The organism is Paraburkholderia mimosarum LMG 23256 = NBRC 106338 (assembly GCF_000739815.1).
Classification (GTDB): domain Bacteria; phylum Pseudomonadota; class Gammaproteobacteria; order Burkholderiales; family Burkholderiaceae; genus Paraburkholderia; species Paraburkholderia mimosarum.
Genome location: NZ_BBJJ01000009.1, coordinates 198,764 through 206,211 on the forward strand (window position 1 = coordinate 198,764; position 7,448 = coordinate 206,211).

Annotated in this window: 4 protein-coding genes; 1 reads left to right on the forward strand and 3 read right to left on the reverse strand. The window is 67.1% G+C overall.

The window, feature by feature from the left end; all coding sequences use genetic code 11:
- Positions 1-327 precede the first annotated feature (327 nt).
- Both BMI01S_RS10530 and BMI01S_RS38895 read right to left on the reverse strand, forming a co-directional pair.
- On the reverse strand, positions 328-2,190 hold the full coding sequence (locus BMI01S_RS10530; protein ID WP_028230613.1) for a glycoside hydrolase family 15 protein: 1,863 nt from the start codon (positions 2,188-2,190) through the stop codon (positions 328-330).
- 163 nt (positions 2,191-2,353) lie between these two features.
- On the reverse strand, positions 2,354-2,500 hold the full coding sequence (locus tag BMI01S_RS38895; RefSeq protein ID WP_081715866.1) for a DUF3096 domain-containing protein: 147 nt from the start codon (positions 2,498-2,500) through the stop codon (positions 2,354-2,356).
- A gap of 392 nt (positions 2,501-2,892) precedes the next feature.
- On the opposite strand from BMI01S_RS38895, the gene BMI01S_RS10535 reads away from it, so the two are divergent.
- Positions 2,893-4,062: a lactonase family protein gene (locus BMI01S_RS10535; protein ID WP_036044695.1), complete on the forward strand. Its 1,170-nt coding sequence runs from the start codon at positions 2,893-2,895 to the stop codon at positions 4,060-4,062.
- 42 nt (positions 4,063-4,104) lie between these two features.
- Here BMI01S_RS10535 and BMI01S_RS42920 read toward each other — a convergent pair.
- Positions 4,105-7,448: DNA translocase FtsK (locus BMI01S_RS42920; RefSeq protein WP_255217795.1), on the reverse strand; the 3,344-nt coding region annotated here is incomplete at its 5' end.

Genomic DNA, 7,448 nt, shown 5'->3' on the forward strand with positions numbered 1-7,448 from the left:
CTCCGGCATCTTTCAAGGGGGCGGTTCGCAGCGGGGTCGCGCGGTTCAGGCGCGGAGCAGATGCGGGCCGTTCAGGTTGGTCGGTCAGTCATTCAGTCAGGTTGTATATCGGCCGCCACCCGGGGGGCTTTAGCGCGGGTAGACCCGCATACGCCAGGCCGTGACCGGCTCCAGGCGGGTGCAAGGCGGCACGCGCGTTCACCCCGTTGCCAGGCGGTGCGGGGAGTCGCGCAGTCGAATCAGTCAGACTATCCCGCCCCGTTATTGTGCAACGCAGCAACTCTAGTGTACCCCAGCTCGCGAAAACGTCCAGGCGCTTTCGAACAATTACGACTCGGATGCAACAGCCGGCTCGGCCGACTTGCTTTCGGCGACGGGATGTCCCGTCTCCGTCGCGATGTCCTGCTCGTGCCGCATGAGGTTCAGGCCCGTATGCACGAGCGCGACATGCGAGAACGCCTGCGGAAAGTTGCCGACGAGCCGCCCTGCAATGGGGTCATATTCCTCGGCCAGCAATCCCACGTCGTTGGCGAGCGAGAGCAGGCGCTCGTACATGCGGCGGGCGTCGTCCATGCGGCCTTGCAAGGCCAGGTTGTCGACCATCCAGAAGCTGCACGCGAGGAAGGTGCCTTCGCCCGGCGGCAGCCCGTCGTTGAAATCGGTGGTGCGATAGCGCATCACGAAACCTTCGCACATGAGGTCGCGCTCGATCGCCGCGACCGTGCCCGCGATGCGCGGATCCCGCGCGGGCAGGAAGCCGACCAGCGGCATGAGCAGCAGGCTGGCGTCGAGATCGGTGCCGCCATAGATCTGCGTGAAGGAGTTCAGATCCTTGTTGAAGCTGTACTCGCAAATGGCGGCGTGGATCGTCGCCCGCAGCTCGCGCCAGTGAGCGATCGGCCCGGGCAGCTCGAACTTTTCCGCCGATTTGATGGCGCGGTCGAATGCGACCCACGCCATCACCTTCGAAAACGTGAAATGCTGCCGGCCGCCGCGCGTTTCCCAGATGCCCTCGTCTGGCTCCGTCCAGATCGTCTCGAGGTGCTCCAGCATCGCGCACTGGATCGACCATGCGGTGTCATCGGCCTGCAGGCCGCCCACGCGCGCGAGGTGCAGCGCGTTCATCACTTCGCCGTACACGTCGAGCTGCAGCTGGCCCACGGCGTTGTTGCCCACGCGTACGGGCTTCGCGCCTTCGTAGCCGGGCAGCCAGTCGAGTTCGAACTCGGGCAGGCGCCGTTCGCCAGCGAGGCCGTACATGATCTGCAATTGCGAGGGCGAGCCCGCCATCACGCGGCCGAGCCATGCGCGCCAGGCGCGCGCCTCGTCGTAGTAGCCGCCGCGCATCATGGCGAGCAGCGTGATGGTCGCGTCGCGCAGCCAGCAATAGCGGTAGTCCCAGTTGCGCGTGCCGCCCAGCTGCTCGGGCAGCGAGGTGGTAGGCGCGGCGACGATGCCGCCCGTGGGCTCGTAGGCAAGCGCCTTGAGCGTGATGAGCGAGCGGCGGATCGGTTCGGCCCAGCGGCCTTCCACGGTGCTGCGCGAAGCCCATTCGGTCCAGAAGTTCTCGGTGCGCGCGAGTGCGGTGAACGGGTCGCGCGGCGGCGGCAGGCGCAGATGCGAGGCCGCATACGAGAGCGAGAACGGCACCCGTTCGCCTTCCTTGACGTCGAACTGCGCGACGGTGTGCATGTTCTCCCCCTGGAGATCGACGGGCGTGCGCAGCACGACCGTGTCGGGGCCCACGGTTGCCTTGATGCCGCTCTCGTAGGTGAGCCGGCTCACCCACGGCACGGAAAAGCCGTAGTCGAAGCGCAACACGAACTGGCTTTCCATGCGCACAGTGCCGCGCCTTCCCACGACGATGCGCACGAGTTCGGACCAGCCGTTGCCGGGCGGCATGAAGTCGATGAGCGTCACCGCGCCATCGGGCGTCTCGAAATCGGTTTCGAGGATCAGCGTTTCGCCGCGATAGCGGCGCGTGGTCTTGATCGCGAGCTTCGCGCCATCTTCGGGCTGCGCGGGTGCGATGAGCCAGCGGCCGTTCTCCTCGGTGCCGAGGAGGGCGGCAAAGCACGCGCCGGAATCGAAGCGCGGCCAGCAAAGCCAGTCGATGGAGCCGGCGCGGGACACAAGCGCGGCCGTGTGGCCGTCGCCGATCAATGCATAGTCTTCTATGAGGGCGGGCATGGTAAGCAGATTGACAGCGTTGCTCGAAAACGTAAGCCGCTCGCCGCTTGTCGCGGCATGCACGCACAAGAGTAGTGGCAGCGGGGCCGCCTGTGCAATGCGTTTTGCGGGGCAACACACGCAAATCCCTATGCGGCCAGGTCAACGAACGTCAACGAGGGCCTCAGAGACGCCCCATCCCAAAAAGCCCGACGAGTCCGATGATGATGAGATAGAGCGCGACGATGTAGTTGAGCAGGCGCGGCACGACGAGGATAAGAATGCCCGCGATGAGCGCGACGAGCGGCCCGATGGCGACGTGAATGTTCATTACGGCTCCCTTGTGGCTGCTGGTTTGAAGCGTTGTGCAGTTGCTCCGACGTTGATTCCTTATTGCCCTCGATGATCGGTGCGCGGCGGCGGGCATGGGCGATGCGTGCCTGGGGCCGCTACGCTTGCGCGGCGGGCGCGCTCGAGGTCTCTTATACTGGGTCGGTATCCCATGCATCAGACGAAATGGCCTGGCGATCAGGATCGCGGTTGCGCACCGCCATTGCTGCCGAGCCATTGCGCCGCATCGACAAGAAAAAGGAGATCGCTATGTTCCTTCGCCTTGGAGTCGCAAGGATCGTGCCCGCGGCTTCGCGTTCATATGGCCGTCTTCGTCGAACCGTGCACGGACGCGCGCATTTTCTGACGCAGCTCATTAAAGGTATCTTCATCATGGCTTCCGTCGCCGCGGCGCCCACATTCGCGCAATCCGCTTCGCAATCCGGCTCCACGGGATCGTCTGCTGGCGGGATCTACAACCTCATCATCGGCACGTACACGGGCGGCAAGAGCGAGGGCCTCTACGTCTACCACTTCGATACGCGAACCGGCGACGCGCAGCAAGTGAGCGTCACGAAGACCGTGAATCCGTCGTTTCTCGTCGTGAGCAAGGACAGCCGCTTCGTTTACGCAGTGAACGAATTGCCCGGCGATAACGGGCCTGCCAGCCTGCGCGGCGACGTGAGCGCGTTCGCCTTCGATGCCGCAAGCGGTCAGCTAACGTTCCTCAACAAGGTCTCGGCGCAGGGCAACGATCCGTGCTACCTGAGCCTGTCGCCCGATGGGCGCTATCTCTTCGTGGCCAACTATTCGGTCGCGACCGATCCGGGCGGAAGCTTCGCGGCCCTGCCGGTGCAGCCCGACGGCAAGCTCGGCGAGGCCGTGCTCACCGTGCATCACGAGGGCGGCGGCCCCGTGAAGGGGCGTCAGGACAACGCGCACGTTCACTCCACGGTGTTTTCGCCGGATGGGCACTACCTCTTCGCTCAGGATCTCGGCACCGACAAGCTTTGGGCCTATGTCTACACGCCCGACGGCAGCCGCGACGTCGTGAGTCCGGCCGAGTGGCGTTACACCGGCGTGAAGGCCGGCAGCGGCCCGCGCCATCTGCGCTTCGGCAATGATGGCCGCCACGCGTATCTCACGAGCGAACTGGCCGCCACCGTGACGGTGTTCGGCTATCACGACGGCCACATGGATCCGGAGCAGATCGAGGAGCTCGCCGAACCGGGCTTCCAGGGCACGCAGGGCGCGGCGGCGCTGCACCTTTCGCCGGACGGCAAGTTTCTGTACGTCTCCAATCGCGGCGACGCCAACGACATTTCGATCTTCGCGGTCGATGGCGACAGCGGCAAGCTCACGCGCGTGGGGCGCCAGTCGAGCCTCGGCAAGGCGCCGCGCGAGTTCGCGATCGATCCGACCGGGCAGTGGCTCATCGTGGGCAACCAGAACAGCGATACGGCCTACGTGTTCCGCCGCGATCGGCAGACGGGGCTGCTCGAGCCGAACCCTAAGCGCATCGATATCGGCTCGCCGGTCGACTTCAAGTTCGTCGCGCAGTAACGCACTTGAGGATGGGGAATGAAGGCGCGCGTCGCGCCTTCCTCACTCGCCCTGGCCGCCGCCCGGCACGAGCACTTCGCGGCTGCCGTTGATGCCCATCGGCGAGACGAGGCCCGCCGTTTCCATCTGCTCGACGAGACGCGCGGCACGGTTGTAGCCGATGCGCAGTTGCCGCTGCACCGACGAGATCGACGCGCGCCGCGTGCGCACGACGAATGCGACCGCTTCGTCGTAGAGCGGATCGGCTTCGGCATCGGGGGAATCGCCGAACAGGTCCTGCGGCGCGCCTTCGGAAGCCGGGCCGTCGAGAATGCCCTCGATGTATTCGGGCTCGCCGAACTGCTTCAGATACTCCACCACGGCATGCACTTCCTCGTCGGCGACGAACGCGCCGTGCACGCGCTGCGGGTAGCCCGTGCCCGGCGGCAGGAACAGCATGTCCCCCTGGCCTAGCAGCGATTCGGCGCCCATCTGGTCGAGAATCGTGCGCGAGTCGATCTTCGATGACACCTGGAACGCCACACGCGTCGGAATGTTCGCCTTGATGAGACCCGTGATGACGTCCACCGAAGGACGCTGCGTCGCGAGAATCAGGTGGATGCCCGCGGCGCGCGCCTTTTGCGCGAGACGCGCGATCAACTCTTCGATCTTCTTGCCCGCGACCATCATGAGATCGGCGAGCTCGTCGATCACGACCACGATCATCGGCAGCGGCGAGAGCGGCTCCGGCGCCTCGGGCGTGAGCGAGAACGGATTGCCGATCTTCTTTTCGTGCGCTTCGGCGTCGCGGATCTTCTGGTTGAAGCCCGCGAGATTGCGCACGCCCACGGCCGACATCAGCCGGTAGCGCTTCTCCATTTCGCCCACGCACCAGTTCAGCGCGTTGGCGGCGAGCTTCATGTCGGTCACGACCGGCGCGAGCAGATGCGGAATGCCTTCGTACACGGAAAGCTCGAGCATCTTCGGGTCGATCATGATGAGGCGCACGTCCTCGGGCGTCGCCTTGTAGAGCAGCGAGAGGATCATGGCGTTGATCGCCACCGACTTGCCCGAGCCGGTCGTGCCCGCCACGAGCATATGCGGCGCCTTCGCGAGATCCGTGACGATCGGATGGCCGACGATGTCCTTGCCCATCGCGATCGTGAGCTTCGACTGCGAGCGCTGGTACTGCGGCGATTCGAGGATCTCGGAGAGGCGGATCATCTGCCGGCGCGCATTGGGCAATTCGAGGCCCATGCAGGTCTTGCCGGGGATCGTCTCGACCACGCGGATCGACGTGAGGCCGAGACCGCGCGAAAGATCCTTCATGAGGCCGACGATCTGGCTGCCGCGCACGCCGAGCGCGGGCTCCACTTCGAAGCGCGTGATGACCGGCCCCGCCGATGCGCCGACCACCGTCACGGGCACCTTGAACTCCTGGAGGCGCTGCTCGATGAGCTGGCTCGTTTCGGCGAGTTTTTCCTCGGAAACGGGCTCGATCTCGGACGAGGCGCATTCGAGCAGATCGAGCCCGGGCAACTCGACCGCCGATGCGCTGAGCGGCTCGAACACGAAGCTCGTGGGCGCGTGGCCGCGCACGGGAGTGCGCGCGGCGGGCGGCTCGGGCGCCTCGACGGGTTCCGGGGCGTCGTACGCGGGCGCGAGGTCAGGGCTCGCTGCGCTGCGTTCGGCAGGGACGGCGGGGTAGGGCAGCGGAGCGGCGACGAGCGGTGCTGTGACGGGCGCGGGACTCGATGCAGGCGCCGCCAGGACCGGTGCGGGGTGGTCTGCTGGCTGCGTATCGGCCACCCACGGCGGTGTCGTGATGGACGCAGGTACTGCCCAGGTGGCTGGCGCGACGGGAGACGGCGTGACGGAGCCGGGCGCGGTTGCGGTTGCCGCAGTACCGCTTGCGGCCAACGGCGCGGTAAGCGCAACGCTGCGCGGCACGTCGACGCGGGCTTGCTGCGCTTGCGCTTCCACTCCGGCAAGTGCCGACGGCGCTTCGGGCGCTGCGCTCACAACGACCTGGGGCTGAGCGAAACCGGCGGCGGGCGCGTCGATGTGCGATTCGCTCGCGGTTTGCCGTGCCGCGTCGAGCGGCATCGAAGATGCCGCATGCGAGGCAGTGGCCCCAACGTATGCGGGCATCGTATGCGTGGATGAGTCGAGCGCACCGCCGTAGGTGGCGTGCGCAGGCGTCACAGGCGCGGACTCGTCGAGGTCTACGGTCGCTGCGCTATCAACCATGTCGACGGTGGCATCCGCTTCAGGCGTGCGCTCGCCGAGCGGCGCCGCGTGAATTGCCGACGCTGAGGCGGTGTCATGTTGCGCCTCGCGGCGCGGAGCGTGCACGACGTTCGGCCGGGCCGGCTCATATGGCGCATACGGCACGGGATCCGCCTCGGCGGGCGCCGGTCGTGCGGGCTGCTCGCTTGCCGCGGCGGGGGGCAGCATCGGCGCGGTGACGGGTGGGGAAGCAGCGGGATCGGCTGCGAGAGGCTGGGGCGCCTGGTCTTCCACCGGCACCGGCGTGAACGTGACGAACGGCTCCGCTGCCCGAATCTCTGCAGAGGAGGCCGTCGTGGGTTCGTCGTCGAGCAGGATCCACGGCACGCCGTGATCCAGCGTCGGCCAGGGGGAGGCGCTCGCGATCTCCGGCGGTCGGGCGTGCGCAGGCCCGGCGTGTATCGACTCCGGCGAGGCATCGGGTGCCATCGCGCTCGAAGCGCTCTGCGCCGGAACCTCCGCAGGCGCGGGTTGTCGGGGACTTGGCACAGTCGTCTGCTCGCGGGCGGAAGTGACGGAGGCTGCCTCGGACATTGAGGCGTCCTGCGCCGCCGCAGGCGGGGTGGCGGCGTGCGCGGCGGGTGCCGTGCCTGTCGTCGAATCGTCGGGCTGGCCGTCGGTGCCTGTTTGCTGGACCGAGTGGACGCGCGCGTTCGGCGAGACATCGTTGCCATCGTGCTGCGCGAACGCCACTTCCTGCTGAATCGGCGCAGTCGCCGTGGCTGCGGGAGCCGGCGCAGCCATCGGCGCAATCTCCAGCGATGTGTTCGGGGATTGCGCGTGCGTCTGCTCCGCGCCCGGCATCGCGCCGGTTTCGTCGAGCGTGCGACGCGCGAGGCTCGCGCCGGCGAGCGTGGTCCAGCGCGCGGCGTTCTCTTCGATCGAGCGCAGCGTCTCCAGCACGCTCGTCGAGAGCGGTGCTTCGGCCTTCGCGACGTCAGCGGGAGGACGCGAGTAAGCCGGCATTGCTGGCGGCGTGTGTGTCGACTGCGAAGTGAAGGGCGCGGCCATCGGCGGCCGGGCGTTGACACGCGAAGGCTGGCCTTGCCACACGAACGGACGCGGCGGCTTCGCGACGCGCGGCGGTGCGGCGGCAGCGGCGCGCGCCGCCGTGCTGC

Excerpts from the sequence above, each read along its gene's own strand:
- BMI01S_RS10535 (WP_036044695.1), top strand. The coding sequence starts at position 2,893 with ATGGCTTCCGTCGCCGCGGCGCCCACATTCGCGCAATCCGCTTCGCAA.
- BMI01S_RS38895 (WP_081715866.1), bottom strand. The coding sequence starts at position 2,500 with ATGAACATTCACGTCGCCATCGGGCCGCTCGTCGCGCTCATCGCGGGC.
- BMI01S_RS10530 (WP_028230613.1), bottom strand. The coding sequence starts at position 2,190 with ATGCCCGCCCTCATAGAAGACTATGCATTGATCGGCGACGGCCACACG.